The 26,367-nt window shown below is 55.0% G+C and carries 26 protein-coding genes and 1 pseudogene; 13 read left to right on the top strand and 14 right to left on the bottom strand.

All coding sequences use genetic code 11. The features are described 5' to 3' along the window. Nucleotides 1-3: 3 nt before the first annotated feature. From M655_RS23110 to M655_RS23100, 3 genes are read right to left on the bottom strand one after another with little or no spacing between them, the layout of a single operon-like run. Nucleotides 4-1,947 (bottom strand): TRAP transporter permease, encoded by a 1,944-nt coding sequence (locus tag M655_RS23110; protein ID WP_026558230.1) that lies wholly within the window; start codon nt 1,945-1,947, stop codon nt 4-6. Next, a complete protein-coding gene (locus M655_RS23105) occupies nt 1,944-2,477 on the bottom strand; it encodes a DUF1850 domain-containing protein (RefSeq protein WP_005830006.1) in 534 nt (177 codons plus the stop codon). Before M655_RS23105 ends, M655_RS23110 begins: the two co-directional genes overlap by 4 nt. 6 nt (nt 2,478-2,483) lie before the next feature. After that, on the bottom strand, nt 2,484-3,431 hold the full coding sequence (locus tag M655_RS23100; RefSeq protein ID WP_005830008.1) for a TAXI family TRAP transporter solute-binding subunit: 948 nt from the start codon (nt 3,429-3,431) through the stop codon (nt 2,484-2,486). Between the two features lie 344 nt (nt 3,432-3,775). Here M655_RS23100 and M655_RS23095 point away from each other — a divergent pair, with 344 nt between their 5' ends. Together M655_RS23095 and M655_RS23090 are read left to right on the top strand one after the other, a co-directional pair. After that, nucleotides 3,776-4,708, top strand: a complete 933-nt coding sequence (locus M655_RS23095) for a response regulator (protein WP_026558231.1) — start codon at nt 3,776-3,778, stop codon at nt 4,706-4,708. 62 nt (nt 4,709-4,770) lie between these two features. After that, nucleotides 4,771-5,826: a tetraprenyl-beta-curcumene synthase family protein gene (locus tag M655_RS23090; RefSeq protein ID WP_025845411.1), complete on the top strand. Its 1,056-nt coding sequence runs from the start codon at nt 4,771-4,773 to the stop codon at nt 5,824-5,826. Nucleotides 5,827-5,837: 11 nt separating this feature from the next. On the opposite strand, the gene M655_RS23085 is transcribed toward M655_RS23090, so the two are convergent. Further along, a complete protein-coding gene (locus M655_RS23085; protein ID WP_005830013.1) occupies nt 5,838-6,011 on the bottom strand; it encodes a DUF5325 family protein in 174 nt (57 codons plus the stop codon). 118 nt (nt 6,012-6,129) lie between these two features. On the opposite strand from M655_RS23085, the gene M655_RS23080 reads away from it, so the two are divergent. Continuing rightward, nucleotides 6,130-6,750, top strand: coding sequence for a PilZ domain-containing protein (locus M655_RS23080; RefSeq protein WP_005830015.1), 621 nt, complete (start codon nt 6,130-6,132; stop codon nt 6,748-6,750). Between the two features lie 443 nt (nt 6,751-7,193). Further along, nucleotides 7,194-7,640 carry a PQQ-dependent sugar dehydrogenase gene (locus M655_RS23075; protein WP_005830018.1) on the top strand — a complete coding sequence of 149 codons (447 nt, stop codon included), beginning with the start codon at nt 7,194-7,196 and terminating at the stop codon, nt 7,638-7,640. Here the strand turns inward: M655_RS23075 and M655_RS23070 are convergent. The 3 genes from M655_RS23070 to M655_RS23060 are packed head-to-tail and all read right to left on the bottom strand — an operon-like array spanning nt 7,612 to nt 11,782. Beyond that, nucleotides 7,612-8,859: an MFS transporter gene (locus M655_RS23070; RefSeq protein WP_026558232.1), complete on the bottom strand. Its 1,248-nt coding sequence runs from the start codon at nt 8,857-8,859 to the stop codon at nt 7,612-7,614. The two genes, M655_RS23075 and M655_RS23070, sit on opposite strands and share 29 nt — an antisense overlap. A 59-nt stretch (nt 8,860-8,918) precedes the next feature. Beyond that, nucleotides 8,919-10,061, bottom strand: a complete 1,143-nt coding sequence (locus M655_RS23065) for a winged helix-turn-helix domain-containing protein (protein WP_025845416.1) — start codon at nt 10,059-10,061, stop codon at nt 8,919-8,921. Further along, nucleotides 10,052-11,782 carry a sigma-54 interaction domain-containing protein gene (locus tag M655_RS23060; protein ID WP_026558233.1) on the bottom strand — a complete coding sequence of 577 codons (1,731 nt, stop codon included), beginning with the start codon at nt 11,780-11,782 and terminating at the stop codon, nt 10,052-10,054. Before M655_RS23060 ends, M655_RS23065 begins: the two co-directional genes overlap by 10 nt. Nucleotides 11,783-12,019: 237 nt before the next feature. Between M655_RS23060 and M655_RS23055 the strand changes: the two genes are divergently transcribed. From M655_RS23055 to M655_RS23025, 7 genes are all read left to right on the top strand, one after another. Then, complete coding sequence (locus M655_RS23055) at nt 12,020-12,940, top strand: proline dehydrogenase family protein (RefSeq protein ID WP_005830024.1); 921 nt, start codon at nt 12,020-12,022, stop codon at nt 12,938-12,940. Between the two features lie 101 nt (nt 12,941-13,041). Further along, on the top strand, nt 13,042-13,971 hold the full coding sequence (locus M655_RS23050) for a DNA-3-methyladenine glycosylase family protein (protein ID WP_026558234.1): 930 nt from the start codon (nt 13,042-13,044) through the stop codon (nt 13,969-13,971). 117 nt (nt 13,972-14,088) lie between these two features. Beyond that, entirely contained in the window at nt 14,089-15,444 is a 1,356-nt protein-coding gene (gene brnQ / locus M655_RS23045; protein WP_005830027.1) for a branched-chain amino acid transport system II carrier protein, read from the top strand. 222 nt (nt 15,445-15,666) lie between these two features. Next, nucleotides 15,667-16,362 (top strand): response regulator transcription factor, encoded by a 696-nt coding sequence (locus tag M655_RS23040; RefSeq protein WP_005830029.1) that lies wholly within the window; start codon nt 15,667-15,669, stop codon nt 16,360-16,362. Next, nucleotides 16,362-17,813, top strand: a complete 1,452-nt coding sequence (locus M655_RS23035) for a sensor histidine kinase (protein ID WP_007779486.1) — start codon at nt 16,362-16,364, stop codon at nt 17,811-17,813. The genes M655_RS23040 and M655_RS23035 overlap by 1 nt, the downstream gene beginning before the upstream one ends. 152 nt (nt 17,814-17,965) lie before the next feature. Next, nucleotides 17,966-18,364: a hypothetical protein gene (locus M655_RS23030; protein WP_081414781.1), complete on the top strand. Its 399-nt coding sequence runs from the start codon at nt 17,966-17,968 to the stop codon at nt 18,362-18,364. A gap of 579 nt (nt 18,365-18,943) precedes the next feature. Further along, nucleotides 18,944-19,960: a S66 family peptidase gene (locus M655_RS23025; protein WP_025845425.1), complete on the top strand. Its 1,017-nt coding sequence runs from the start codon at nt 18,944-18,946 to the stop codon at nt 19,958-19,960. 188 nt (nt 19,961-20,148) lie between these two features. Here M655_RS23025 and M655_RS23020 read toward each other — a convergent pair whose 3' ends face one another. The 3 genes and pseudogenes from M655_RS23020 to M655_RS23010 all read right to left on the bottom strand — a co-directional run bounded on the left by M655_RS23020 (nt 20,149) and on the right by M655_RS23010 (nt 22,126). Continuing rightward, on the bottom strand, nt 20,149-21,057 hold the full coding sequence (locus M655_RS23020; RefSeq protein WP_005830035.1) for a DMT family transporter: 909 nt from the start codon (nt 21,055-21,057) through the stop codon (nt 20,149-20,151). A gap of 143 nt (nt 21,058-21,200) precedes the next feature. Beyond that, nucleotides 21,201-21,725 carry a GNAT family N-acetyltransferase gene (locus M655_RS23015; protein WP_026558235.1) on the bottom strand — a complete coding sequence of 175 codons (525 nt, stop codon included), beginning with the start codon at nt 21,723-21,725 and terminating at the stop codon, nt 21,201-21,203. Then, a pseudogene (locus M655_RS23010) lies at nt 21,722-22,126 on the bottom strand (DinB family protein). The gene M655_RS23015 and the pseudogene M655_RS23010 overlap by 4 nt, the downstream one beginning before the upstream one ends. A gap of 204 nt (nt 22,127-22,330) precedes the next feature. Between M655_RS23010 and M655_RS23005 the strand changes: the two are divergent. Beyond that, a complete protein-coding gene (locus M655_RS23005) occupies nt 22,331-22,741 on the top strand; it encodes an acyl-CoA thioesterase (RefSeq protein WP_005830039.1) in 411 nt (136 codons plus the stop codon). Nucleotides 22,742-22,800: 59 nt separating this feature from the next. Here the strand turns inward: M655_RS23005 and M655_RS23000 are convergent, their stop codons facing one another. Further along, entirely contained in the window at nt 22,801-23,301 is a 501-nt protein-coding gene (locus M655_RS23000) for a hypothetical protein (protein WP_025845431.1), read from the bottom strand. A 148-nt stretch (nt 23,302-23,449) separates the two neighbouring features. On the opposite strand from M655_RS23000, the gene M655_RS22995 reads away from it, so the two are divergent. After that, complete coding sequence (locus M655_RS22995; RefSeq protein WP_026558236.1) at nt 23,450-24,154, top strand: HAD family hydrolase; 705 nt, start codon at nt 23,450-23,452, stop codon at nt 24,152-24,154. A 312-nt stretch (nt 24,155-24,466) separates the two neighbouring features. Here M655_RS22995 and M655_RS22990 read toward each other — a convergent pair whose 3' ends face one another. Genes M655_RS22990 through M655_RS22980 form a run of 3 tightly spaced genes read right to left on the bottom strand, consistent with a single transcriptional unit; the run spans nt 24,467 to nt 26,233 of the window. Next, the gene (locus M655_RS22990; protein WP_007779499.1) at nt 24,467-24,640 is read right to left on the bottom strand and encodes a hypothetical protein; all 174 of its coding nucleotides are present in this window, start codon (nt 24,638-24,640) and stop codon (nt 24,467-24,469) included. Then, nucleotides 24,633-25,550 carry an ABC transporter ATP-binding protein gene (locus M655_RS22985; protein ID WP_005830045.1) on the bottom strand — a complete coding sequence of 306 codons (918 nt, stop codon included), beginning with the start codon at nt 25,548-25,550 and terminating at the stop codon, nt 24,633-24,635. The genes M655_RS22990 and M655_RS22985 overlap by 8 nt, the downstream gene beginning before the upstream one ends. Beyond that, nucleotides 25,550-26,233 (bottom strand): ABC transporter permease, encoded by a 684-nt coding sequence (locus M655_RS22980; RefSeq protein WP_007779505.1) that lies wholly within the window; start codon nt 26,231-26,233, stop codon nt 25,550-25,552. The genes M655_RS22985 and M655_RS22980 overlap by 1 nt, the downstream gene beginning before the upstream one ends. Between the last annotated feature and the right edge of the window lie 134 nt (nt 26,234-26,367).

Genomic DNA, 26,367 nt, shown 5'->3' with positions numbered 1-26,367 from the left:
CGGCTAGGGAGTGACTTGCACCTGCTGCTTTTGCTTGCGGCTTTTGTAGTAGGAGAAGCAAAAACCGAGCGCGAGCAGGATGAAGCCAGGAATGTCAGTCGCGAGGCCGGGAATGACGGCAAGCACACCTCCGGCGACCGCGAGCAGCCGCTCCAGCAGATTCATTTTTGCCATCCAGTATCCGATCAGCCCTGCCCCGACCCCGATCATGCCGACGGTAGAAGTAAACATCACCCAGAGCGACTCGGTAAAAGTCGTATCAATCAGCAAAAGCGCAGGCGAGACGACGAAAATATAAGGAGCCATGAAGGCGGCGATGGCAAGTCGGGTGGACTCCACTCCGGTGAGAATCGGCTTGGACTTGGCGATGCCCGATGCGGCGAAGGCGGCCAGCGCGACAGGCGGCGTAATGTCAGCCACGATCCCGAAGTAAAACGTGAACATATGAGCGGCGATCGCGGGCACGCCCAACTGGATCAGCGCGGGAGCGGCAATGGTTGAGGTGATGATGTAGTTCGCGGTAGTCGGCGTCCCCATGCCCAAGATCAAGGAAGCGATCATCGTGAAAAACAGCGTGAGGAACAATTGCCCGCCTGCCAGGTCGATCAGTCCGTTCGCCAGCTTGAGCCCGATGCCCGTCAGCGTGATCGTACCGACGATGATTCCCGCGCAAGCCGTCGCCGCCACGACGCCGAGAGCGACGCGGGCGCCAGAGGCGAGCGCTTCGAGGATGTCGGCAACCGACATGCGCGTCTCTTTGCGAAAAGCGCCGACTGCGACGGTTGAGACGATTCCGATGATGGCGGAGTTTTCGGCGGAAATATTCATCATCAAGGCGGCGATGATAATGGCGATCGGCAGGAGTAGATACATTTTTTTCAGCACGGCTTTTTTGTCGGGCAGCTCTTCCTGTGTCAAGCCGCGCAGGCCGAGCCGCTTCGCTTCGAAGTGCGTCATGATCCAGATGCCCACGAAAAACAGGATCGCGGGCAAAGCCGCGGATTTGGCAATCTCCAGGTACGACACGCCGATGAACTCCGCCATCAGAAAGGCGGCGGCCCCCATGACGGGCGGCATAATCTGTCCGCCTGTGGAAGAGGACGCTTCGACGGCTGCGGCAAATTCCGAGCGGTAGCCGAGCCGCTTCATCATCGGGATGGTGAAGGCGCCAGAGGTGACGACATTGGCGACGGAGCTGCCGCTGATCGTCCCTTGCAAGGCGCTGGAAAACACCGCTACCTTGGCCGGGCCGCCGATTCGTCTGCCGGCAATGACGAGCGACAAATCGTTGAAATACTCGCCTACCCCTGTCTTTTCCAGAAACGCGCCGAACAGCACGAACAGGAAAATGAACGTCGACGAGACGGCGAGCGGCGTGCCCAATATCCCTTCCAACGTGTAGTAGCTGTGGCCGATAATCCGGTCGAGGTCGCTGCCGCGATGCTGCAAAAAGCCCGGCATGTACGGGCCGAGATACGTGTAGACGAGAAAAATGACGGCGATCAGGGTGATCGGGATGCCGACCACGCGGCGCGCCGCTTCCAGCACGAGCAGGATGGCGATTCCGCCTACAGCCATGTCCAATGTCGTGTAGTTGCCCGTCCGCGTGACCAGTCCCTCATAATCAAACACCCAGTACATCGTGACGGCTACGCCCAGGAGAGCGAGAACGATGTTGACGAGCCCGACCTTTCCTTTGTCGCCCTTGGCGGTTCCTGAGTAGAGCAGGTAGACGAGACAAAGTCCAAACGCCAGATGGATCGGCCGATGGATTTGCGGCGGGAGGACGAGGAAAAGCGTGCTGGAAAGCTGGTAGAGGGAAAAGAGGACCAACAGGCAAAAGGTGATCCATTTCATCGGCCCGGCGAGCTGGCGTGTGGCGGATTCCTTGTCGTATTGCGCGATGAGTTTTTCCACTTCCTGCTGGTTGATGTTCGTTGTACTCATTCGTAACCTCCTAACTCGCTTAAAATGGATCGCTTTTCCGCCTGAATGACGACAGCCTCTCCGGGCTTGCCAATCGAGCGAAGCGGCAGCTCTTGTCCGGCGAAAAGCAACGTATGATTCGCCCGAACCTGTCCGATAAACAGATGGAGCGCGGGGAAGGCGCGGTGCATGTTGCGCACTTCGAACTGTCCGTCTGCGAGCGCCAGCTCCTCGCCTGCGGCCAGTTCGTTTTCCATGCCAATGCCGTAGTCGTGAAAGCGGAGCTTAACGAGGACAATCTGCCCGGCTTCCAGACGATAGCGCTCTTCGACGGTAGAACGATGAATAGAATGAGTCCAGCGAATGCCGAAGGAGCCGTCCTGCGCGATGCGGTGGCTCCAGAGAACTTCGTTGCTCGTGCTGTCGCGCACCACCAAGACGGGAAAAAGCGGGATGACAGCGACGATGACGAGCAAAAGCAAAGCCAGGAAGGAGAAAAGGCGGAACAGATTCCGCCTCTCTCCAAAAGCCGCAGACCGGATTGCAGCCATACGCTGTTACTTCACGCCTTTTTCGTCAAAGTACTTTTTTGCCCCGGGATGGATCGGAATGCTGACGCCGCTGAGCACGCTGTCGAGCTTGATCTCCTTGGCCTTGGCGTGGCCGAGCTTGTCGGTGTTATCGAAAATCGCCTTTGTCACCTTGTACACGAGGTCTTCGTCGAGATCGGAGCGGATCAGCAGCATGGATTTGACGGACACGGTCGTGACTTCCTCGGGAACGGTCTGGTACGTATTCGCAGGAACGGTTGTTTTGACGTAGTAAGGGTATTTGGCGATAATCGCGTCGATCTTGTCGTTGTCGATCGGAATGATTTTCACGCCTGTCGTGGCAGCCAGCTCGGTGATGGCGGCAGTTGGAGTCCCGGCAGTCTGGAACGCGGCGTCGAGCTTGCCGTCCTGGATCGCCTTGGCCGAGTCGGCAAACGAGAGCCGCTGCAACTGCGTATCGTCGAATGTCAGCCCGTACGCCTCCAAAATTTGCTGGGCGTTGATCTCCGTACCGCTGCCCGGAGCGCCGACAGAGACGCGCTTTCCTTTCAGATCGGCTACGCTTTTGATGTTGCTGTCAGCCGAGACGACGATCTGAATCGTCTCGTCGTACAGAGCGCCCAAAGCCTGGAACGAATCTATTTTGCCATCTTGCTGAAACATGTTCGTTCCCGCTGCGGCGTATTCGGCGATGTCGTTTTGCGTAAAGGCGATATCCGCTTTTTTGTCGCGAAGCAGCCGGATGTTCTCGGCAGAGGCGCCCGTAGCCTGCGCTGTGGCTGTCACGCCGGCGTTTTTCGTGATATGGTCGGCCATTCCGCCGCCGAGCGGATAGTACGTGCCGCCTGTGCCGCCTGTCGCGATCACCAGTTGCTGGCTGCCGCCGCCACATGCGGTCATCCAGGCCATGGAGAGAAGCAAGATGAGCGAGAAGAGAACAGAACGCTTTTTCAAAAACAATTCACACTTGTCAGAAAATTATGTATATATCGCTCATTACGAATTGTAAGGGGACGACTAGAAAAAACTACAATAACCTATAGAAAAATATAGTAAAATAGGAAAGGCAGTGCTTCCCCATCTTCGTCTTGTGCAGAACAGATTGGATCAGGGTAATTATCTTTTTATTTTGAAAAATTATGCTTGCCGCCATCTTTGTCAGTCCTGGTTTTTCGTACGGTGTTTTTGTATCGACTTTCGCTCTTTCACGTTAATACGCTGCATCATCGGCCATGCACAAGAAAAATACCCGCGACGGTTTGCCAGTCGCGAGTCTGATTCGAAAAAGGGGTGGACGGATGCGCTACTTCATCGTGGACGACGATGCTGCTGTGCGATTCATGCTCGCTCAAATCGTTGAAGATGCCGATTTGGGAGAGGTGTGCGGGGAAGCGGAGGACGGCTCCCTCGTTGACCATGATTTTTTGAGTTGGAAGCAGGTGGACATTTTACTGATCGACATGCTGATGCCCAAGCGGGATGGCATCGAGACGATCCGGCAGTTGAACCGCTACACGGGAAAAATCGTCATGATCTCGCAGATCGAGTCGAAAGAGCTGATCGCGGAGGCGTATTCGCTCGGGATTGAATACTACGTGACGAAGCCTGTGAATCGGCTGGAGGTCATCAGCGTATTGCAAAAGGTGCGGGAGCGAATCTTGCTGCAGCAATCCATCGAGGGCATCCAGCGCACCCTGCATGTATTGTCTGCGCAGACGGCTTTCACGCGGCCTGTCGAGCACGCCTATTCGGAGCGGAGCATTTTGTCTTCGGCCACCTTTCTTTTGACCGAGCTTGGCGTCATCAGCGAAAAAGGGAGCAAAGATTTGCTGGCGATGATGGAAATTTTGCATCGCTTCGAAAAGGACAACGGCACCGAGGCGAAGCTCCCTTCGCTGCGCGACATGTTCGCCGCCGTGGCGGAGCGCAAGCTGGGAACAGGAGTGGCTGCCTTGATCCAGAAAGAGAGCAAAGCAGCCGAGCAGCGAGTGCGAAGAGTGATCTATCAAGCTTTGACGCACCTCGCCTCTCTCGGGCTGACCGATTTTGGCCACCCGAAGTTTGAAAGCTACGCGGCCCTGTTTTTTGATTTCACGGAAGTCCGCAAGCGCATGCGCGAGCTGGAAAACCAGGTGGAAATGTCGATTCCTCCCACCCGCATTCACACGAAAAAATTCATCTACGTCCTCTACATGGAAGCAAAAAGAAGGCTAGGGGTATTGCAAGGGTGACTTTTGGAGTGCGCATGCAAATGTGGTAAGATATTTCTATTGTTGTTTTGGGAGGGAAGCATGTGAGCGAACTACGCAATCCATGGCAGTTACTATATCGGGTCTATCGTCATGTTCAGCCTGTTCTGGAGCGGGAGTTTGCAGCCTGGTACGAGCGAGCCCAGGCGATTCCCAACCCGGAGCTCAGGAAGCAGGCGCAGGACAGCATGAACTCCAAAAAATTTCATTGCCAGGGAGGATGCGTCTACGCCGCGCAGGTCATCCCGTACGTGGAGACGATCGTGCCGTTGATCGTCGCTTACCAGACGATCAGCGACTATCTGGACAATTTGTGCGATCGCAGCACTTCACTGGACCCAAAAGACTTTCGGCAACTGCATTTCTCGATGCAGGATGCGCTGACACCTGGAGCGCCGTTGCGCGATTACTACCAATACCGCGAGGACAAGGATGACGGAGGCTTTTTGGCCGGATTGGTGCAAACCTGTCAGCGGTATGCAGCACAGTTGCCCGCTTACAGCAAGATTCAGCCGCAAGTGCTCGTCTTTTCCTGTTTGTACAGCGATCTGCAAGTGCACAAGCACATCGCCCAGCATTTGCGCGAGGGCGAGCTTTTGGCCTGGTGGGATGAGTACAAGGAGCGATACGACTATTTGCAATGGCAGGAGTTTGCGGCGGTAACAGGCTCGACGATCGGGATTTTTGCCCTGTTTTGCCTGGCGACAGAGGACGATGTCAGCGAGGAGACGATCAACACGGTCAGCGAGGCTTATTTTCCGTGGCTTTGCGGATTACATATACTGCTGGATTACTTGATTGACCTGGAGGAAGACAGACTGGGCGGGGACTTGAACTTCGTAAGCTACTACGATTCCGAGCAGGTGGCGACGGAGCGCTTGCAATTTTTCATTAAACAAGCAAAGGCAAGCGTTAAACGCTTGCCAAATCCTGCATTTCACCGTATGATCGTGGACGGGCTGGTCGCATTTTATCTGGCTGATCGCAAAGTAAACCGCAGTCAGCCACACATTTATACTATCGCTAGACAACTGCTGAAACAGGCAAAAGGTTTGCCATCTGTTCTGTTTTACGTGAACAGCCTGCTTGTACGGCGATAACGGAGAAGAGGTTAGCGCATATGCTTGCGCTTGTACGAAAAGCCAAATCCCATCAATGAGAAGGCAACAACGATACAACCAAGGATGCCGAGGGGGCTTTTTTCCCCGATGGAAATGCCAACTCCGATGAGACAGGCGGTTACGCAAAATGCCAAAGCAAGTGTTACCATTTGATAACGATTCATCGGTTTGTAACCTCCTATCTGTCAATGTTCCCATTATACCTTATTTTCCGCGAAAAGCATCTAGGGAAAGATTCCGGAAAACCTAGTAAATTACTGTACGAAGTGGTGGAGAACGTAGATGGAAAGCATTATACAAATTAGAAAAGGGAATCAATTGGTGGAAGGCCATGTGACATATGAAGAAGGAGACTTGATCGAAGCGGTTTTCCCCCGTCACCTGGAAGTGACTGTCGGCGATCAGATTCCTTGCTTGTTGACCGCTGATTATGAAACCATCAGCAATTTTGATGCCGTCGTGGTGGCGAAGGACAAAAATCGGCTGTTTTTGTTCCATTCGCCTACGATCAGCGAGTTCCGCGAGCAGCGTAGGCGCTATCCCCGCTTCGACATGGAGGTAAAAGGCTGGGTGCAATATCCGACTCAGGAGCCGGATTCGTTTTTTTCCGTGTACAGTCAAATGGCCTATTTGGTGAACTTGAGCCTTGGAGGACTGGCGTTTCGGGCAGACAAGCCCGTCCCGATCGACCAGGCCATTGTGTTTTCTTTTGAGCTGTACGGACGAAACAGGCCGGACGGGGTAGTAAAGGCAGAGCTGCAAGTCATTCACGAACGGATTGAAGGCCCCCACTACTTTTACGGCTGCACGATCAAAGCAATCACGGCCCGGCATTTCCACAATTTGCGCAAGTACATTTTGCACAGGCAAATCGAGGAACGCAGGCAAGTGAAAATCGAATAATTTTTTCGCGAATTGGTCAACGGGACCAATTTTTTTTTGCAATCAGGCCGCTTCGTTAGAAATGATTGGGGTAGTGGCGATGGGGGCGTCTTCGGATTTAGGGGGCAGGTTTTTTGTTCAGCAAAAAGAGGAACAAAAACGTTGGCTCGCGAAGCTTTGTCTGTATAACGTCATTTTCATTCTGATCTTTCAGTCTTTTGTCCGTTTTGAAGTGTCCGTTCAATTGCTTGCCGTCATCGTGCTGCATGGGAGCGGGCGGCTGTTGGCACGGAACAAGTTCTCTTGTCCATGTGGGAGCCGATGTACGCAAAGCGGTTCGGCCATCACAGGCAGTTTGTTTGCTGGCGAGGCTCTTTTGCCCGGGCTGGACAAGCGCCGGACGAACGAATCCGAGCGAAAATGCTGCCTGATTCGCACTGGATCAAACCCAAAGGAGGGATGGCATGAAAAGAATCGCGAGGTGGTACAGCTCCGAGCACGGCCCGTCGGCGCACGATGAACTGAACCGGATCGAGCCAAAAGGAAACTACGGCTGGCCCGCGATCACGGGCGATCAGGAGCAGCAAGGGATGCGAACTCCGATCTGGCAAAGCAAAGACGAGACATGGGCACCGTCTGGCATGGCTTTTGTCCGCAAAGGGCCGTGGGCAGGGCAGTTGCTCATTGCGAACTTGCGCGGTCAGCAACTATTGCGCGTGAAGCTGGACCCTGGCCGCGCCGATGCCGTCACAGAGGCGTCCACGATTTTTGCCAATGAGCTAGGACGCCTGCGCGATGTTGTGGAAGGCCCGGATGGATCGCTCTACCTTTTGACCAACAACCGCGATGGGCGCGGCGAGCCGAGAGACGGGGATGACCGGATCATCCGGCTTGTTTTGCAGCAGCCGTAGCGGCAGTGTCTGCGTCGCGCTTGCCCCAAATCCAGCGCTGCAAAAGAATCGCCCCGCCGCCGACAGCTCCGACCAGCGAGCCGACCCACAAAAAGGCTTGCGCCGGCCCGAGCCAGGTCATCAGTGCGCCGCCCAGTAACGGCGCCACAATAAACGTCGCGCTGGACAGCGAATCAATAATGCCCCTGACTCGGCCGAGTGCGTGCGTGGGCGTTTCTTTTTGCACGAGGTAGTTGGTGCCGACCGAAGTCAGTCCCGTACCGATGCCAGCGAGCAGCGAAGCCGCCAGCAGCCAGTGGATGCCGCCGCCCGGCTGGAACAGGCCGATCCAGGCAAAGCACGCGCCGATCAAAAGCACGCCGCCCCCAAGCACCCAGCCGAACGAGCGAATCGTTTTGCGCCGATGCAGCCAGGTGATCGTGAGCAAGGCCCCAAGCCCGATCACACTGACAGAATACCCGACGACCTCCGGATGTCCCGGCAATTTTTCCCTGAACACGACAGGCAACTGCGCGTCCGCAAGCTGAATCGCCATCATCGCCAGCAAGGAAAAAAGCGAGCTAAACAGCAAGACGCGGTTTTGCAAAAACACGGCCCAGCCTTCCTGCCAGGCGAGGCGAAACGGAATCGTTTTTTCCCACGAAGCGGGGCGGGGGAGCTTTTTCTCCACGTGGCGAATGGTCAAAAGCAAGACGGCGGAGAGCAGGTAGCTCACGGCATTGATGATGAGGCAGAGCGCTGGTGTCACCATGGCGGCGACCATCCCGCCGATCAGTGGACCGATCAGCTTGCCGCTTTGGAAAATGGCTCCGTTCAGCGAGGTCGCCTGAAGCAGTTGCTCCGGTGCGACGATTTGCCGCGTCAAGGTTTGCTGAGCCGGATCGTTGAAGACGGAAGCGCAGGAGCGCAAGGCGATGACGAGCAGAAACCAGAGCGGATCAGGCATGGCGAGCAACAGCAGGGTGAGGCTCGCCTGAATCAGATTTGCCGCGATCATCATGCGTACTTTATGGACACGATCGGCCAGCACCCCGGCGAATTGTCCGAGCAAAATGCCGGGAGCCGCATACGCAATCGGCAAAAGCGCCATCGTCATCGGATCGGCATGCCAGACGTAGCCCAGGAAGATGGCGACCGCGATAAAGTCGAACCAGTCCCCTAGCGTAGACAGCCCGTAAGCGAAAAGCAGCGTGCGAAACGTCTTGTTTTCGGTAAGCAAAAAAATCCCTCCATCACTTCGAACTGATTCGATGATAAAAGGGATTTGTCAGAGGCGTATCATAAGAGGGCAGAAAGCTTGTGGACGACCGACTTTTTCAAATGCTCGAACTGGTACTGCACAGCCAAGTCGTGCCACATTTTTTCGTAGCGGCTCTGCCATTTGGCATCGCAAGGGACGTGGCGGAAAAACAGCAGGATGTTGTGCACCGCGTAGATCAGGTGCGGGACAAACTGGGTGGCCCGGATGACTTCGACTCCTTCATCCACCAGCCGCCGCGCTTTGGCGATCTCCTGCTGGCGATACTGGCAAAGCCCTTGCAGCAGCTTGAAGCTGCCCACCTCACGCTGCATCGGCAGCCTATGCAGGATGGCAAATGCTTGCTGCAGCAGCCCCTCGGCTTTTTCGACCGATCCGGACAGCAGCGCAAGCCATGTTTCGCCCGCCAGCAAAAACAAGGTAAAGCTGTCCGAATCCATCTGCTCGACGATCGTCCGGGCGTGCGCGACCTGCTTTTGCGCCAGCTCCCACTCCCCCATGTTGGCATACAGGGCGACTGCGTTGATTTGCAGTTCATCCTGAAAAATTTGCGGCATGGACGCCTGATGTTTGACGATGGTCTGGAACAGCTTGGCGGTTTGCTCTGCATCCATTTCGGTCATGTGATACAGGTGAAAAAGATAAAACAGCTTTTCCGACAGGGGCGTGTCGTCGTCTGCGACAAACCAGGCAAAGTCGCCCGTGACAAAGCGGATGTAGATGGCGTAAAAAGGGTCCAACTGAAAGCCGAGCACTTCCTGGTTGGCCGCGAGAGTTTGCAGGGCCGCGCCCATCCCCATGCCGTGATAGGCGGACAGCATCGTGCGGATACTTTCCGAAAAGTCCTGCTTCCAGGCATGCAACTGGGGCGGCTGATGCTGCTTCCAGCTCAGCCGGTAGCCGACTCCCCGCACTGTGTCGATCGTGAACAGGTGCGACCATTTTTGCAGCTTTTTGCGCAGCCGGTAAATGTGGTCGTCAATCGTGCGGTCAGTCGGGTCCTCCAGCGGCCATACGGCGTCGAGCAGGCTTTCCCGGGAAAAGCTCCGGTTTTTCCACGTGTACAAATATTTCAGCAAAGCGTATTCCTTCGGCAAAAGCACAATGCCTTCCCCGCCGTAGCGAACTTCCAGCTTGTCATCCTCCCAGGCGATCAATTCCATCTGAACGACTCCCCATCAAGACCGTATTTCTTCATCTTATTGTAAAGAGTGCCGCGCGAAATGCCGAGCAGCTCGGCAGCCGCCTTTTTGTTGCCGTACGTGCGCTCCAGAGCGGCGATGACCCGTTCTTTTTCCGTTGGTCCTGCCGGATGGTGCAGGGCAAGCGGAGTGGCCGGGGCCGGATGCAACGCAGCAGGCGCTGTGTACGCACCGCCCAGCGAGGCGAAGGAAGCAGGGGCAATCGGTTCGGGCTGGGAGCGGATGACGCTTGGCAAATGCTCCGGCGAGATGACGCCGTTTTCTTGCAGGATCGACAGCCGTTCGATGACATTGCGCAATTGCCGGATGTTTCCGGGCCAACTGTAGTCGTACAGCGCCTGCATGACTTCGGACGGGATGCGGGGGACGGCTTGCTCGTGCGCGACGGAATACTCGTGGATGAAAATTTGCACCAGCTCCGGCAAATCTTCGCGCCGCGCACGCAGCGGAGGAATCTCCAGCGAAAACACGTTGAGCCGATAGTACAGGTCTTCGCGGAATCGTCCGTCGGCCACCATCTGCTCAAGCTGGCGGTTGGTCGCTGCGATGATCCGGGTATTGACGGTGATCGGCTCGGTTCCGCCTACGCGGTAAAACTGCCGCTCTTGCAGGGCGCGAAGCAGCTTGACCTGCAACTCCAGGGGCAGCTCGCCGATTTCGTCGAGGAAAAGCGTGCCGCCATGCGCCAGCTCCAGCTTGCCGGGCTTGCCTTTTTTCTCCGCCCCCGTAAAAGCTCCGCCCTGATAGCCGAACAGCTCGCTTTCGAACAAGGCAGCCGGAATCGCTCCGCAGTTAATCGCGACAAACGGCTTTTCCCGCCGCCGACTGGCCTGGTGGATCGCTTTGGCAAACAATTCTTTGCCTACGCCGCTCTCGCCGTAGATCAGCACGGTGGCATCGGTCTGCGCGACTTTTTTGGCCGAACTGATGGCAGACTGGATGGGGGCAGAATGCCCTTTGATCGCGTAAAAAGGGTCGTCGGCCGCCTGGAACCTGCTCATTTCCTGCTGCAGATTGTGCAAGTGTGCGGTCGTGTGCGCCAACTCTTCATTCAGGCGGACAAGCTCCGTAATATCTTGCTCGATGGAGATCGCCCCGATGATCTGCCCCCCCTGGCGAATCGGGGCGGCGTTAATCAGGACGTGGCTGTCTGGACGGGGAATGTGGTAAACCCGTTGGACTGACGTGCCTTGGCGCAAGGCGTCGAGGAGCCGGATGGACTCGCTGGCAAAATGCTCGTCGAGTGAAGTGCCCAGCACTTGCGCCCGGTCGATCTCATAAATCGTTTCCGCTGCCCGGTTCCAGTACTGGACGATGTTGTTGGAGTCCACAATCGTAATCGCTTCGCTCATCGTATCCATCAAGGTGCTGAGCAAAACAGACTGGTTTTGGGCCAGGTTGGCAAATGCCTCCAGTAGTTGCTGGGGCAAAACAATCCCTGTTGCACGTCCTGCTTCATCGACAACTGCCAGCGTGGGCAAATGGGCGGAAGCGAGCGCCTGACGGATTTGCCCCAGGCATTGCGCAAGCGTAGCTGTCCGGGGGACGACAAGCACCTTTACGGCACGCTCGCCTTCTTGCCACACACCTTCTTTTTCGCCTTCGCGTATTTTGACATCGACAGGATTCACGGGAGCGGCCAAGTCAGAGACAACACTATCCATTGAAAAGAGAGGTTTCAAATCGTCACTTCCTATCCACACTAACAGGTAAAAGGAACTGGCTCTTGCCTGCTGCGAATCGTATCTAATCAGAAGTGTACAAGGATAGACACGAAATGTACATATGTGTTGAAAAGTATGTACAGCATTCGTGTTCCGTAACCATTGGCAAAGTCAAATATAGCTTACCAGGATGCGTTGGCATGGTTCATGCTAGTACAAATGACGCAGAGTACGTTGAGGAGGAGACAGTCAACGATGGAACAAGCCATGAAAGATTTTTTCTTATTTTTATCCAAAAACAAAGCACTGAACGCGGCTGCTAAAAAATGGGGCCTGCGCTTCGGGGCCGGCCGCTTTGTATCCGGTGTCACGATTGCAGAAGCTATCGCCGCCGTTCGCAAACTGAACCAGCAAGGTCTTGTGTGCACGCTCGACCATCTGGGGGAATTTGTTTTCAGCCTGGAAGAAGCAAACGAGTCTGCTGACTACTGCATCAAAACGTTGGAAGCGATTCACCAGTCCGGCGTAGACTGCAACCTGTCGCTGAAAATGACCTCGCTCGGCCTGGACATCAGCCGTGAGCTGTGCATGACCAACATGCGCCGCATTCTCGACTCGGCGAAGAAAAACGGCAACATTTTCGTGCGGATCGACATGGAAGACTACGCGCACAACCATGTAACGATGGAAATTTTGAACGAGCTGCTGGAAGAATACGAAAACGTGGGAACCGTGATTCAGGCGTATTTGTACAAGGCATCCGACGACATCGACAGCCTGAAGGACAAAAAAGTGAACTTCCGTCTGGTAAAAGGCGCTTACAAGGAGTCGCCGGAAGTAGCGTACCCGAACAAGGCCGATGTAGACGAAAACTACAAAAAAATCATCAAGCAGCATTTGCTGAACGGCGGATACGCTGCGGTGGCAACCCACGACGACAACATTATCGCCTATGTGAAGCAGTTGGAAAAAGAATACAACATTCCGCGCACCCAGTTTGAATTCCAGATGCTGTACGGCATTCGCACCCAATCCCAAATCGACCTCGCTCGTGAAGGGTACAAAATGCGCGTCTACGTCCCATACGGCAACGACTGGTACGGCTACTTCATGCGTCGTCTGGCAGAAAGCCCGGCAAACGTGAAGTTCGTGCTCAAAGGAATGTTTACGAAGTAAGGCGGGCATGCTAAAGAAGACACCTCCGAAAGAGCTTTCGGAGGTGTTTTGTGTTAGGATGGAGCAAGAATTTTCCTTTAGGGAGAAAGGGGCCGTTTTTCGTGCGTACATTCACCATTCCACTGACACCTCCGTATTCTTTCGAGCGTCTGCTGCAGCGCCTGCAAACCCATCCTGATCCGCAACTGGAAGTACAGCCGGAACACAACATGCTGCGGCGCATTTTTCGGGTCGGGACGCGCCCGGTGTTGACGCGCGTACAATTTGTCGGCGAGCTTGAACAGCCTGCCCTGAAAATCGAGACGGCCTCTGCCTTGTCTGCGGCGGAGCAGCGCGAGCTGGAACGGACGATTCGTCACGTTTTCAGCGCAGACCTCGACCTTTTGCCGATTTACGAGCAGATGAGAGAAGAGCCGGAGCTGGCTGTGCTTGTCGATCGCTTTTCCGGCCTGCGGCTGATGCACGACTCTGATCTGTTTCAGTCGATGGTCAAGACGATAATTGGTCAGCAAATTAATTTAACCTTTGCGGCGAATCTGACCCAGCGTTTGCTGACGATGGCTGGCGAAGAGGTGGCAGACGAGCAAGGCGTGAAATTTCTCGCGTTTCCGACTGCGGAGGCCGTCGCGCGGCTGTCGACCGAAGACTTGCGCCCGTTGCAGTTCAGCCAGCGAAAAGCCGAGTATATCATTGACTACGCGCGTGCGATTGTGGACGGAAAGGTTGATTTGGAGCGGCTGTGGGCGATGGAGGACGAGGAGATTATCGCGCATTTGACTCCCCTGCGCGGCATTGGCCGCTGGACGGTCGAGTGCCTGCTGATGTTCGGAATGGGCCGCCCTAATTTGCTGCCGGCAGCGGACATCGGGCTGCGCAACGGGATCGCGCTCGTGTACAAAATGGACAACAAGCCGGACGAGCGAGAAATTCGCCGGATAGGAGAGCGCTGGGCGCCATGGCGCAGCATTTACTCTCTCTACATTTGGGAAGCGGTGGGAGCGGTGAAGCGAAAAGAGGTTTGGGAGGAGTAGCTCCCTTGTTTGCCAAAAATTCTTTACTTTTCAACAAATCGACTGTTGAAAAGTGAAGAAATATTAAGTTATACTAATGGAAATTTTATTAAAATAATAAATATAGAGAGGGACAACATGAGAGAGCTTTCAACGAGAGAAATCATTACTGTCGGTCTTATGCTTTTTGCCCTGTTCTTCGGAGCAGGAAACATGATTTTCCCGCCAGCGCTGGGACAGGCAGCGGGTGAAAATGTGTGGATCGCGATGCTCGGTTTTATCGTCACGGGCGTAGGCTTGCCGCTTCTTGGCGTCATCGCCGTCGGGTTGGGCGGCGGCAATTTGCAAACGTTGGCGGGGAGAGTGCATCCCGTTTTTGCCACGGTGTTTACGTTTATCGTGTACTTGTCGATCGGGCCGTTCATGGCGATTCCGCGCACGGGTACCGTTACGTATGAAATGGGTGTCCTGCCGTTTTTGTCTGAGACGATGAAGGACAGCTCGCTTCCTCTGTTCGTTACAACGATTGTTTACTTTGCCCTCACTTTCTGGCTGGCGCTCAATCCGAGCAAGCTGGTCGACCGGATCGGCAAAGTATTGACTCCTGCCCTGCTTGTCATTATCGGCGTCATGTTTTTCACATCCCTGGCTCAGCCGATTGGCGAGGTTGGACCGCCGACAGGCGACTACCAGCACGCAGCGTTTTTCAAAGGGTTTGTCGAAGGCTACCTGACCTTGGATGCGCTCGCCGCGATGGTGTTCGGGATCGTCGTGACTGCCGCCGTGCGGGAAAAAGGCATTACCGATCCGAGAAAGCTGACCTGGTCGACGATCAAGGCAGCGGTGATTGCGGCAATCGGCCTGGGGCTTGTCTATTTGGCGCTCGGCTATATGGGAGCAACGAGCCACTCGCTGGGACAGTCCGCTAACGGCGGACAAATTTTGACTGGCGCAGTCCTGCATCTGTTTGGTCCGCTCGGCACGCTGCTGCTTGGCGGGGCGGTCACGCTCGCTTGCCTGACGACCTCTGTCGGTCTGGTTACCGCATGCAGCCGCTTTTTCTCCGAGCGTATTCCGGGCGCTTCCTACAAGATGATGGCGGTGATTTTGAGCGTGTTCAGTGCGGCTGTCGCTAACGTAGGGCTTACGCAACTGATTGCCATTTCCGTTCCGGTGCTGATGGCGATTTACCCGCTGGCGATCGTGCTGATGCTCGTGTCCTTTTTCCATCAATGGTTCAAAGGATACTCCGCAGTCTATCGCGGCGCTATCATCGCTACGGCGGTCATCAGCCTGCTGGATGGACTCGCGACGGCAGGCATCAAGATCGCAGCGCTCGCTCCGATCCTGGACCATTTGCCGCTGCACAAGGAAGGCATCGGCTGGCTGCTTCCGGCAATTGCTGGCGCGTTGCTCGGCTTCCTCTGGGGCAGCTTGCGCCCTGAACGAAAAGCAAAGCAGGAAGTGCTGGAGCAAAAGCTCGGCAAGGTGTAACATTGGCAGATTCATAAAAACAAGGAAAAAACGCGCCGCCTCGCTTGAGGTTTGGCGCGTTTTTTGGCGTGTTTTTCTTGCAGACTTCCTGCTATTCCCTGCCAGTTAGGACTTCTATCCGTCCACAACTTTTGCGATCTGTGTTACCATGGGAAAAAGCTGTAGCGTCGCAAAAACGGCACTATTTTCCCATGCCGTTCAAAGGAAGGGAGGTTGTTAGCCATGACCCAGATGAAGGTCCTCGTTGCTGATGACGATCCAAATGTACGCGAAATTATTCGCCTTTATTTTGAAAAACAACAGATTGAGCTTGTCGTCGCCAAGGATGGGCGGGAAGCTCTTGCTCTTGTAGAGACCGAACAGCCGGATGTGCTGATTCTCGATGTAATGATGCCGCAAATGGACGGCTTTGAGGCTTGTCGGGAAATTCGCAAAAAATGGGATACACCGATTATTATGCTAACCGCAAAAGATGAGGAATTTGACCGCGTGCTCGGCCTGGAGCTGGGAGCGGATGACTATGTAACCAAGCCGTTCAGCCCGCGCGAGCTGGTAGCGCGAATCAGGGCGATCATGCGCCGCCTGCAGCCGAAGCCAAAGGTGGAGGAAGACGCGCCGCGCATTTTCAGCTTCGATCAGCTCACGATCGATCTCGACAAGCGCGAGGTGATCGTCGCGGGAGAAAAGGTCAGCTTTCGCCCGAAGGAATTTGATTTGCTCGTGCAACTGGTGAAATCGCCGGGCAGCGTCTGGTCGCGCGAGCAGTTGCTGGAGCAGGTATGGGGATTCGACTACTTCGGAGATGTCCGGACGATTGATGTTCATATCAAAAAGATCAGACAACGCCTGGATAAGCTTCCTTACGAGTGCATCCACACGGTATGGGGGATCGGCTACAAGTTTGGGGTGGAATCCTGATGCTCGGTACTTCCAAAAGCATTTTCCGCCGCCTGCTGTTCAGCTTTTTGGCGACTGTTCTGGTCGGTCTGGGCATTTCCGGCATTTTGCTGTCGTTTTTCGCACGGGAGTATATTTACAACTCCAAGGAAGAAGAGCTGTTGCGGATGGCGAAGAAGGTCAACGTCGCGATTCACAACAGCAATAAAGTGAACAAGGCGCTCCTGGACAAGCTGGCGATGCTCGATGAGTCGTTCGACACGCGAATCTGGCTGTTCAATAAAGAAGGAAAAATTGTCGCGACCTCCATGAAGGACGAGGTGTTCACCGGAAAGTCGGTGGCAGTTTCGATTGCCGACAACGTGCTAAAAGGCAAAAATGCGATTTCCGAGCTGAAAATCGAAGGGCTGGAAGACCCGATGCTCTCGGTTTCCGTTCCATGGGGCGAGGGCGAAAATGTGTACGGAGGAATCATCCTGCACGCTCCCATCGAAGGGATCGAAAAAACATTCGGACAAATGCGCGAGTCGATTTTGTGGGCGACGCTGTTTGGCGTTGTGCTGTCTACCGCGATGGTTTCTTACCTGTCCTGGTCGATCTCGCGGCCGCTGCGCACGATCGAGCGGACGGCGGCGGAGATCGGCAGGGGCAACTACGCGGAGCGTGTCCAGGTAGACACGCACGATGAAATTGCCGATTTGGCGCAGACGATCAACACGATGGCAGAAAAGCTGGAAAAGGTGGAGCAGGAACGGCACCATCTGGAGCAGGTGCGCAACGATTTTCTCGCCAATGTGTCCCACGAGCTGCGCACGCCGCTCACAGCGATACAAGGCTTTTTGGAGGCGCTGCAGGACGGGCTGGTAGAGGACGAAGAGGCCCGGCAAAAATATTACGCCGTCATGTATTCGGAGACGATGCAGGTCAATCGGCTGGTCGATGACCTGATGGATTTGATGAAGCTGGAAAACAACGAGGTCAATCTCGCGAAGTTCCCTGTCGATGTCGCAGAGGTGATGAATCGGGTCGCTTTTTCCTTCCGCCAGGAGGCGGAGGAAAAAGGGCTTCAGCTCACAGTCGAGGTCGAAGAGGAACTGCCGCGCATTTATGCGGACAAGGATCGGGTGGCGCAAATTTTGAAAAACCTGGTAAAAAATGCGCTCAAGTTCACGGCAGCGGGCGAAATCCGGATGACGGCCAAACTGCAGGACCCATGGGTGTGCATCCAGGTGCAGGATACGGGCATGGGCATTGGCGCAGACGATCTGAACCGGATTTGGGAGCGGTTTTTCAAGGTGGATCGCGGCCGCTCGAAAAACAACAAAGGCACAGGTCTTGGCCTTGCCATCGTCAAAGAGTTGGTCGAGCTGCACGATGGCAAGTGCAGCGTGGAAAGCGTGCCGGGACAAGGAAGCACATTTACCATCCTGCTGCCGAAAATGACGGCGCCGCCCGCGAAACAATCGTCATGACCCAAAGCTTGGCTGGCGTCATGGTCATACTTTTTTCATAATTGGATCATGAAATTCTCCTATTCTCCTTACAGAATGGTTATCTTTGCCCGTTACGATGTACTTGTGACGGCGAGAAGGTCACGAAAGCCAAGGATGAAAGGAGAATGAACATGAATAAAAAATGGTTTTCCATTGCAACTGTCGCATTGCTCCTGTCTGGAAGCCTGGTAGCCTGCTCCAGCACAACAGGGACGCCTGAACCAGCGACGCAGCAAGAGGGCACAAGCCAAACGACACCGGCTTCTTCTGATAATGGACAATCAACCGACAGCTCGGTTTCGCAAGATCAATCGACGCCAGATGCATCGGCAAACAGCTCCGATACGACCACAGGCGGTTCGGACAGCACAGGCACCTCTTCTGATGCCCCGGCAAGCGCTGATGCACCAGCCAGTGACAGCAGTTCAGACAGCAAGTCTGACGCATCGTCTGGCACAACTGGTTCGACTGGAACGGAAAACAGCGGATCTGCCGATCAGTCGACTTCGACTGACGCGAGCAAGCAGTAACGATTCGCCAACTGGAAACACGTTTGTTAACGTTTGTTGAAACTCCTCTACTTCCCTCCCGTTTTATATATATTTGGCGGCTATAGGCCGTCTTTTTTTTGCTTTTTTCTGATCGGGGCGTTTGTGTGAAAAGATGTTGCAATTGGAATTTTTGTTGAATTTATTGTAAAGTGGGGGTAGTTTTCAACAGGGGGCGGGGAATGCGTTGGTGCTGTGAGCGCATGGGATGTAAGCTTCGTGATTTTCGGTTTCAAATGCATGGAATGTTGGGGAAGGCCGGGTTTTGCTACGTTGCCCGGGTTATGTTTGGCGGGTCATGTCATGTTTCGCAGGCCCACAAGCTCTAGTCAGGCTACGCTAGCCCAAGTCAGGCAACGTAAGCGCCTGTCAGGTTACGCAAGCCCGAGTCAGGCAACGTGAGTCCAAGTAAGGTTACGCAAGCCCAAGTCAGGCAACGCAAGCTCAAGTGATGTTGGCGTAGGCCCATGCCTACTCTCTGGCTTCTCATCGAGCAATGCGCTTTTGCAATAGCGCGGCTGACAAGCAAGACAAAAAACGGTTTGGCGGGAGGAAACTGTCGTGATTACATATCCGTCTTTGAAAAAAGGAAGTACGATCGGGGTTACTGCTCCGTCCTCAGGGGTGCCGGGCGAATTGCATGAGCTGCTCAAGCTCGCCTGCAGGCGGATGGAGGAGCGCGGCTACCAGACCGTGTGCAAGGACACAGCCTGGACGCAGCAAAAAGCCAAGTCTGCGGAGGCAAAAGTCCGTGCGGCCGAGTTTAACGCATTGCTCCGCGACGACAGCATTGATCTGATTATCCCGCCGTGGGGCGGCGAGCTGCTGATTGAAATTCTTGAGTACCTTGATTTCGAAGCCTTGCCTGCCAAATGGGTGCTCGGCTACTCCGATGTCAGCCTGCTGCTTTTTGTCATTACACTGAAAACGGGCCTGGCAACCGCGCACGGAGCCAATCTGATCGATTTGCGCGGAACGTCCATGGATGAGACGACAGCCAAGTGGGAGGCGGTGCTTTCGACTGGGGCAGGCGAGCAGGTTGTGCAGGAGGCATCGGCTCTCTACCAGGCGCAATGGCAGCATGACAAGCCCACTCCGGTTGTTTTTCACCTCACAGAGCCGACCCGCTGGAAATCGACTGAAGCCGCACCGCTAAAACTGACAGGACGGCTGCTTGGCGGCTGCATTGACGTCATCCGCCACGTCGTCGGGACGCCTTACGGAGATGTCCGGCGGTTTCAACGAGAGCGGATTCAGAACGAACCGATCGTCTGGTACCTGGAAAATTGCGAGCTGTCGACTGCCGATTTGCGCAGGTCGCTTGTACAGATGAAGTTGGCAGGCTGGTTCGAGCATTGCGTCGGGATCATGTTTGGGCGCAGCGCAGCGAATCAACCCGTAGACGGCTATACAGCAGAAGATGTATATCAGGAGCTGGCCGCAGAGCTGCGGGTACCGATCCTGTACGACATCGACTGTGGGCATGTGCCTCCGCAGATGACGTTTGTAAACGGAGCGCGCGCCGAGATCGACATGACCGGGGAAAGGCCGCGGGTGACGCAGACTTTTTGTCCGTAGTGGTGGGCTAGATAGTGGCATATAGAGAAGGACAGCAGGAAGTCTGCTGTCCTTTTTTCGAGTAGGCGATACGAGTTTGTAAACGTTCGTTCGCGCTGTGTAGGGACAAGGGGGGCGAAGGGCTTCGCGTAAAAATGGATGAAGCCATGTTTACTCAAGCTCGTAACGGTCTTACCCGTCTGAAAACGTCAATTGCTTTCCGACGATTCGCGCTTGTGCAGATTCGACAGGGCTACGCCGAGAAAAATAAAGGCCGCTCCGACGAAAAAGCTGACGCCCAGGTGCTCGTGCAGCAGAAGCCAGCCCAGAAATGCGCCGACGATCGGCTGGACGAAGAAGAAACCTGCCCCACTGCCCGCCTGCATCAGTTCGAAGCCTTTGTTCCACAGGTAAAACGCCCCGGCTGTCGAGATGAGTCCGATGTACAGCACACCGGCCCAAATCTCCCAGCCAAACTGCCAGGAGACAGGCGTGACAGACAGTTCCCAGACCATGACAGGGCTGGTGAAGACGAGACCAAACAAGGCCACGTACGTTGTGACGAGCAGAGAGGAATAACGCTGCGTCGCTTTTTTGCTGAGGACGGTGTAAAGCCCCCAGCTTACCGCTGCCACGAGCAGAATCAGGTTGCCTGTCAGAGACGACTGGGCGTCCGCCTGGTCCGGCACGCCGATGACGATGATGACGCCCACGGTTGCAAGCAAAATGCCTGTTGCCTGCTTGAAGTGGATTTTCTCTTTGAGCAGCCAAACCGCGAAAATGGCGATAAAAGCAGGGGAAGCGGAAGTAATCAGCGCGCCCATATGCGCGGTCGAGAGCTTCGTGCCGAGAAATTGCGCCGCGATTGAGATGGTGACCCCGACAAAGGCAATGGTCATCAGCAGCGGATAATCTTTTTTCAGGACGGTTTCTCTGCGAGCGAGAGCGAAAGCCCCCAAAACGATCAGCGCGATGCCGAAGCGCAAGATCAAAAGCGTAAACGGCGGAATGACGTCCAGCACGACTTTGCTCACGACGTAGACGCCACCCCAAATTGCGGCAGCGAGAGTCAGGCAAATGGCGCCGAGTAACGATTGCTTCCATTGTGAATGCGACATGAATAGTCCCTCCCGGAATGAATCTGAATGGTACAGTCAGGCTTGTTAGCCGGGAGGCCGTTAGAAAAACCGCTTCCTCACCGACTAGGCGAGGACAGGTACATCACATTCGAACAGGCGACGCTTCATTGCGGTTCACCTCCTTATGGCTCAGATGGGGAGTCAAGCCATTTTGCGACCAAAAGCACTGGCTGCGTCAGCAGTCCAACGGGCGCTTCCACCTGGCGATACTGTTCGTAGTCGAGCCTGCCCCAAAAGCGCAGAGCGGACTCATTATGCGCGATGACTCCATGATGGATGTGCCGGGTGCCGTGTACGGCGCAGAAGCTCTCGAACAGCTTCACCGCTTCTTTACCCAGTCCTTTTTTCTGCCAGGAAGCGTGCAAGACGAGCAGGCTGATCCAGCTTTTCGGCTCGCTATCGCTTGCGAGGACGACGTGCATCACGCCAACGGGTGTCCCTTCTACGGCCAAAAGCAGCCAATATCCCTGGGGAATGGCAAGTGTCGAATCGTACTCCGCTTCCAGCTCGCTGAGAGTCATGGTGCTGACGTTGTGGCGCAGCAGGTTGTACCCGGGGTTGCTGTTGTACACCTCCAGCACAAACGGCAGCTCTGCGCGCTGCAATTCGCGGATGGCGAGCCTTTCCCCGGTGAGCTTCAGTGTCATTTGGTCCCTCCGTATTTGCGAATCAGCCCGATCTGTCCGCCGTGATAGCCCATGTGGTAGATCAGGCGTCCGAGTGCCTGACGGGGAGTCAGGATGCCGATTGGAGCTTCGCACGGAACATCCCATGCTTCGGGCGGCAGCGTAGCGAGAGAGTCGACCAGATGGCGGTACGAGGCTTCACAGATGGCGAGAAGCGCCGCCAGATCGGTGAAGTTCCCTTCGTCTTTGACCGGGCCGATGGTGCTCAACTAGACGTCGGAAGGGAGTGGACGCTGAAAAAACATCAGACAGAACCGATACTCGACTTCGGCGATATGGCGAATCAAAAAGCCGATGGAATTAGAGCCCGGGGCGAGCTTTAAGGGAAGCTCGTCAGCCTGCAGATTGGCCAGCGCGTCCATGTAACGGGAGCGGGCCGTTTGCAGCGAAGGCAGCAGTTCCTGCTCAAACATCCAACCATCCTTTCCAGATCGCTTGTTCTTTTCTTTTATTATAGGAGAAACAGAGGGAAAGACCAGCAGAATCGTTCGGAATATTTTGAATGAATATTCACTCAGTTACCGATATTCGTTATACTGGAAGAAACAGTCCAAGGAGTGAGAGAGATGGCCCATCGCTTTGCGTTTACCGTGCAATCTACGGATATTGATGTCATCGGTCATGTGAACAATGCCAAATATTTGGAGTACATGGAGTGGGCGAGGTTTGACTGGATCTGGCAACTGGGATTTACGCTCGATGAATTGAAGCGGCGGGCCGTAATGCCTGTGGTTGTCAATATCAATATCAACTATCGAAAAGAGCTGCATATGCGCGAAGAGGTGTACGCGCTTACGACTGCGCTGCGGGTTGGAGAAAAAAGCTTCGTGATTCGCCATGAGCTGTACAACAGCGAGGACGTGCTGGCCGCAGACGCCGATGTCACAATGGTCATGATCGATGCGAACACGAGACGGTCGGTCGCGCTGCCGGATGAATTGAAAGCCGCGTTGGAAAAAGAGCTGGCAGCCACATAACCTTCGATGCAATGGGGGCAATGGACGATGGTCACTTGCCTCCTGCCTTGCCTGCACGCTTACTTGCGCAGTTGGTCGAGGCGAAACGCATTCCACTCCAGCGCACGCAGGGCAAGCGTTTCCAGCACGCGTTCGTGGCGGTCCTGGCCGTCTTTGACATCTGCCATGTCCTGTTTGAGCAGGGCGACGTCTTGTTTTAGTTCAGCCACGTCCTGTTTGAGCACGTTGACATCTTGCTTTAACTCGGCAACATCCTGCTTGAGTACGGCCACCTCATGCTTCAACTCAGCCACGTCCTGTTTGAGCACAGCTACATCATGCTTCAACTCAGCCACGTCCTGCTTGAGCACAGCTACATCATGCTTCAACTCAGCCACGTCCTGCTTGAGCACAGCTACATCATGCTTCAGCTCAGCGACCTCACCTTTAAGCTGATGCACCTCCATCGTTAAAGCTTCCAGCTTGGCGTCTGTCTCGTCCTGCCTGTCCAAAATGGCGCGCGTAACCAAACGAAGCTCATTCATTCCTTCCAGCAGTTGGTCGATTTTTTCTTCTGACATACCGTCAGCCTCCTTTTTCGTAAAATGTGCCAAAATTGTTATGGTGACGCCGATAATCCGTTACAATGATCTTAGCAAAAGACAGCGGCTCACGCAGATATTTTTTAGAGGAAAAATGGAGGAAAACAGGGAAGAGGAAGTGACCATCTTGTCTCGATTCAGCACGATATTGTTTGATCTCGACGATACGCTGTTTGATTTTTCTGCTTGCTGGGAAAAAGGGATGCAGCAGACGATTGCCACACATGCACTCACGACTGACCTGGACGGCGCGGAGCTGCTTGCGGCGTTGCGCCGCCACGGAGACGATCTGTGGGTGGATGTTATAGCGAAAAAGTACGATTTTACGCAGTATCGCCAGTTGCGCCTGCAGAGGGCCATGGCCGACTTCAACCGCACGATTGCAGTAGAAGAGGCTGACGATTTCCAGCGGACTTACCAGGCGGCTTGCCTCGAGGCCGTCCAGCCTGATCCGGCTGTGCAGGCTGTCATCGCGAAGCTGGCAGAGGAGCATAAGCTTGGCATCGTCACCAATGGTCCGGTAGACATGGCGTTTATCAAGCTGGAGCGTTTGGGGCTGTCTGCTTACTTCCCGCAAGAGCGGGTGGTGATTTCCGAGCTGCTCGGCTACCATAAGCCGGACCCGCGGATTTATGCGGCGGCGCAAGAGCGATTCGGCGTGGCGAGCAGCGAGGTGCTGTTTGTTGGCGATACATGGGAAGGGGATGTGGCAGGAGCTATTGATGCGGGGTTTTCCGCTGTCTGGCTGAATCCACGTGGGAAAAAGGCCACTTCTGCTCATCAGCCGCTGGCCGTTATCGAACGGCTGGAGCAGTTGCCAGCGTATTTGTAGTGTGGAGTTGTGACAGTAGCGTCGGACCGCAGCAGTAGCCAGTAGTAAACTTGTGCCAGCAGCGCCAGCCACAGCAGTAGCCAGTAGTAAACTTGCGACAGCAGCGACGGGCTGCAGCAGTAGCCTGTAGTAAAACTTACGACAGATCGACGGCCACAACAGTAGCTATACTCACTCGTAGCCAGCATTTACACCCCCCATCAACAACCTCCCCCAAAAAGACAGCTCTTTCCCTCCGCCAACGAAATCGCCACCCTGCCAACCGCAGCTTGCGCGTGTTTTCGCTACAGCCGGGTCAAGAGCTGTCTTTTTCTATTCCCCTCGCCGCGCAGCTTTCCGCTCGCTCCACCGCTTTGCCGCCCAGGCCAGATTGACCGCGAGCAGCCCGCAGACGATATACATCGAAACAGTCCACTCGCCATTTCCAAATATCAGCCGATACGCCAACACTGTCGCCAGAATCAGCGTAAAAACTCCACTAGACATCCCCATCCTCCTGCATAAATATTTTTTCCAGAGAGGGCACATCGACGTTCACGCCGTAAATGTCCACACGCGCTTGCACGAGGGCGCGCACCAATGCGGCCACCTTTTGCTCCTCATCTACCTGAAGCTGGAAGCGGCCTTCTCCCCAACGGATGTTGCGGCCCAGCGACTCGACAAAGGCGCGCAGCGCGGCTTGTTCTTCTGCGGAAAAGGCGGAGTGGCGCACTTGGACCTGCCGCCAGGCTTGCTGGGCGGCCTGCAGTTCGGTGAGGCTGCCTTCTGAAGCGATCTTGCCGCTTTTCATAATCGCGATGCGGGTGCAAATTTTCTCTACCTCGTGCAAGTTGTGCGAGGTCATGAAAATCGTTTTGCCTTGCTGATGCAAGCGCAACAGCAGCTCCTGAATGTGCAGGGCTGACTCGACGTCAACGCCGGAGGTCGGCTCGTCGAGGAACAAAATCTCCGGGTCGCCGACCATTGCCTGGGCAATGCCCAGCTTCTTTTTCATCCCGAAGGAAAACGTTTTGGCTTTGCGCGCAGCGTGTTCGCCAAGCTCTACGGCGTCGAGGATGCGCATGCAGTCCTCATGCGTCAGTCCAACTTTTTTGACGCGGGCGAAATAGCGCAGGTGATCCGCAGCAGACAGAGAGTCGTAAAAGGTGGAATAATCGGGCAACACGCCAATGCGTCGCTTCCAGTCTTCCGTCTGGACATCGTGGCCGAACATCCGGATACGGCCCGAGCTCGGGCGGATGATGCCCGTCAGCATGTTGATAAACGTAGACTTCCCCGCCCCGTTTCTCCCCAGAAACCCGAAAATTTCTCCGCCTCGCACGGATAAGCTCACCTGATCGACAACGGTGCGATCGCCGAAGCGTTTGCTCAATTGCAGCGTTTCAATGACGGCCATCAACAATCCCTCCTTTGGAACAAGTACATGGAAGCGCCGAGAAACAGAGCGGCATAGAGCCAGATAAACCCGATCCAGGCGCCGCCTTTTTCCATAAACACAAACGGGGTCAAATAGGCGATCCACTGAGCGGCCGGATGGTCGGAGAAGGTGCTCCACAATCCGAGTCCAGGCAGAAGCATCGCGGCGACGATGCCGAGAAACATTGTGTAGCTCGGCCGAGGGACCACAAGCGAGAGCAAGAGCGCCAGCGAGATGCAATAGACGAGCAGCGACAGGCACTGCCAAAAGGTTTTGCCGTCAAACGTATGGACAGTGACCAGCACCACGCCGAACGTAATCGCAAGACAGCTCAGCCAGAAGCAGACGACCCCGAGAAATTTCCCGAGGACAATCTGGTTCCGGGACGTGCGCGTGACGAGAAACCGCATCGTCCGCCCCGCCAGCTCGCGGTTGATGACGTCATGGGACAAGCTGAATACGAACAGCGGCCCCAGGAGCATAATCAGTGTAAAAATACCGAGGGCGTGCCCCTGCGCCAGATCCTGTGCCGGGACAAAAGCCGCCGCCCGATTGACCAGATCGGAAACCCAATACGATACGCCGACGATAAAGGCGATCGTAATCAATGACTTGATGCTTTTAAACAATCGAACATATTCGTGCCTGCAAATAGCCCACATAAGCGTGATCGCTCCTTTCCCTTTCAGCATAAGCGACGAATCTTTCCTGTACGAAACCGCAACCTTACCATTACCTTATCTTTTTCGTAGCCGCCCCTCGCCCGTGATATGATGAAGGAGAAAAAGGGAGTGAG

It is taken from the genome of Brevibacillus sp. NSP2.1 (genome assembly GCF_000470975.2).
Classification (GTDB): domain Bacteria; phylum Bacillota; class Bacilli; order Brevibacillales; family Brevibacillaceae; genus Brevibacillus; species Brevibacillus agri.
The sequence above is the reverse complement of the archived record's forward strand: the minus strand, read 5'-3'. Positions and strand labels throughout refer to the sequence as shown.

Coding starts and splice junctions, on each gene's coding strand:
- M655_RS23110 (WP_026558230.1), bottom strand. CDS start 1,947: ATGAGTACAACGAACATCAACCAGCAGGAAGTGGAAAAACTCATCGCG.
- M655_RS23105 (WP_005830006.1), bottom strand. CDS start 2,477: ATGGCTGCAATCCGGTCTGCGGCTTTTGGAGAGAGGCGGAATCTGTTC.
- M655_RS23095 (WP_026558231.1), top strand. CDS start 3,776: ATGCGCTACTTCATCGTGGACGACGATGCTGCTGTGCGATTCATGCTC.
- M655_RS23085 (WP_005830013.1), bottom strand. CDS start 6,011: ATGAATCGTTATCAAATGGTAACACTTGCTTTGGCATTTTGCGTAACC.
- M655_RS23080 (WP_005830015.1), top strand. CDS start 6,130: ATGGAAAGCATTATACAAATTAGAAAAGGGAATCAATTGGTGGAAGGC.
- M655_RS23075 (WP_005830018.1), top strand. CDS start 7,194: ATGAAAAGAATCGCGAGGTGGTACAGCTCCGAGCACGGCCCGTCGGCG.
- M655_RS23065 (WP_025845416.1), bottom strand. CDS start 10,061: ATGGAATTGATCGCCTGGGAGGATGACAAGCTGGAAGTTCGCTACGGC.
- M655_RS23055 (WP_005830024.1), top strand. CDS start 12,020: ATGGAACAAGCCATGAAAGATTTTTTCTTATTTTTATCCAAAAACAAA.
- brnQ (WP_005830027.1), top strand. CDS start 14,089: ATGAGAGAGCTTTCAACGAGAGAAATCATTACTGTCGGTCTTATGCTT.
- M655_RS23040 (WP_005830029.1), top strand. CDS start 15,667: ATGACCCAGATGAAGGTCCTCGTTGCTGATGACGATCCAAATGTACGC.
- M655_RS23035 (WP_007779486.1), top strand. CDS start 16,362: ATGCTCGGTACTTCCAAAAGCATTTTCCGCCGCCTGCTGTTCAGCTTT.
- M655_RS23030 (WP_081414781.1), top strand. CDS start 17,966: ATGAATAAAAAATGGTTTTCCATTGCAACTGTCGCATTGCTCCTGTCT.
- M655_RS23020 (WP_005830035.1), bottom strand. CDS start 21,057: ATGTCGCATTCACAATGGAAGCAATCGTTACTCGGCGCCATTTGCCTG.
- M655_RS23015 (WP_026558235.1), bottom strand. CDS start 21,725: ATGACACTGAAGCTCACCGGGGAAAGGCTCGCCATCCGCGAATTGCAG.
- M655_RS23005 (WP_005830039.1), top strand. CDS start 22,331: ATGGCCCATCGCTTTGCGTTTACCGTGCAATCTACGGATATTGATGTC.
- M655_RS23000 (WP_025845431.1), bottom strand. CDS start 23,301: ATGTCAGAAGAAAAAATCGACCAACTGCTGGAAGGAATGAATGAGCTT.
- M655_RS22990 (WP_007779499.1), bottom strand. CDS start 24,640: ATGTCTAGTGGAGTTTTTACGCTGATTCTGGCGACAGTGTTGGCGTAT.
- M655_RS22985 (WP_005830045.1), bottom strand. CDS start 25,550: ATGGCCGTCATTGAAACGCTGCAATTGAGCAAACGCTTCGGCGATCGC.
- M655_RS22980 (WP_007779505.1), bottom strand. CDS start 26,233: ATGTGGGCTATTTGCAGGCACGAATATGTTCGATTGTTTAAAAGCATC.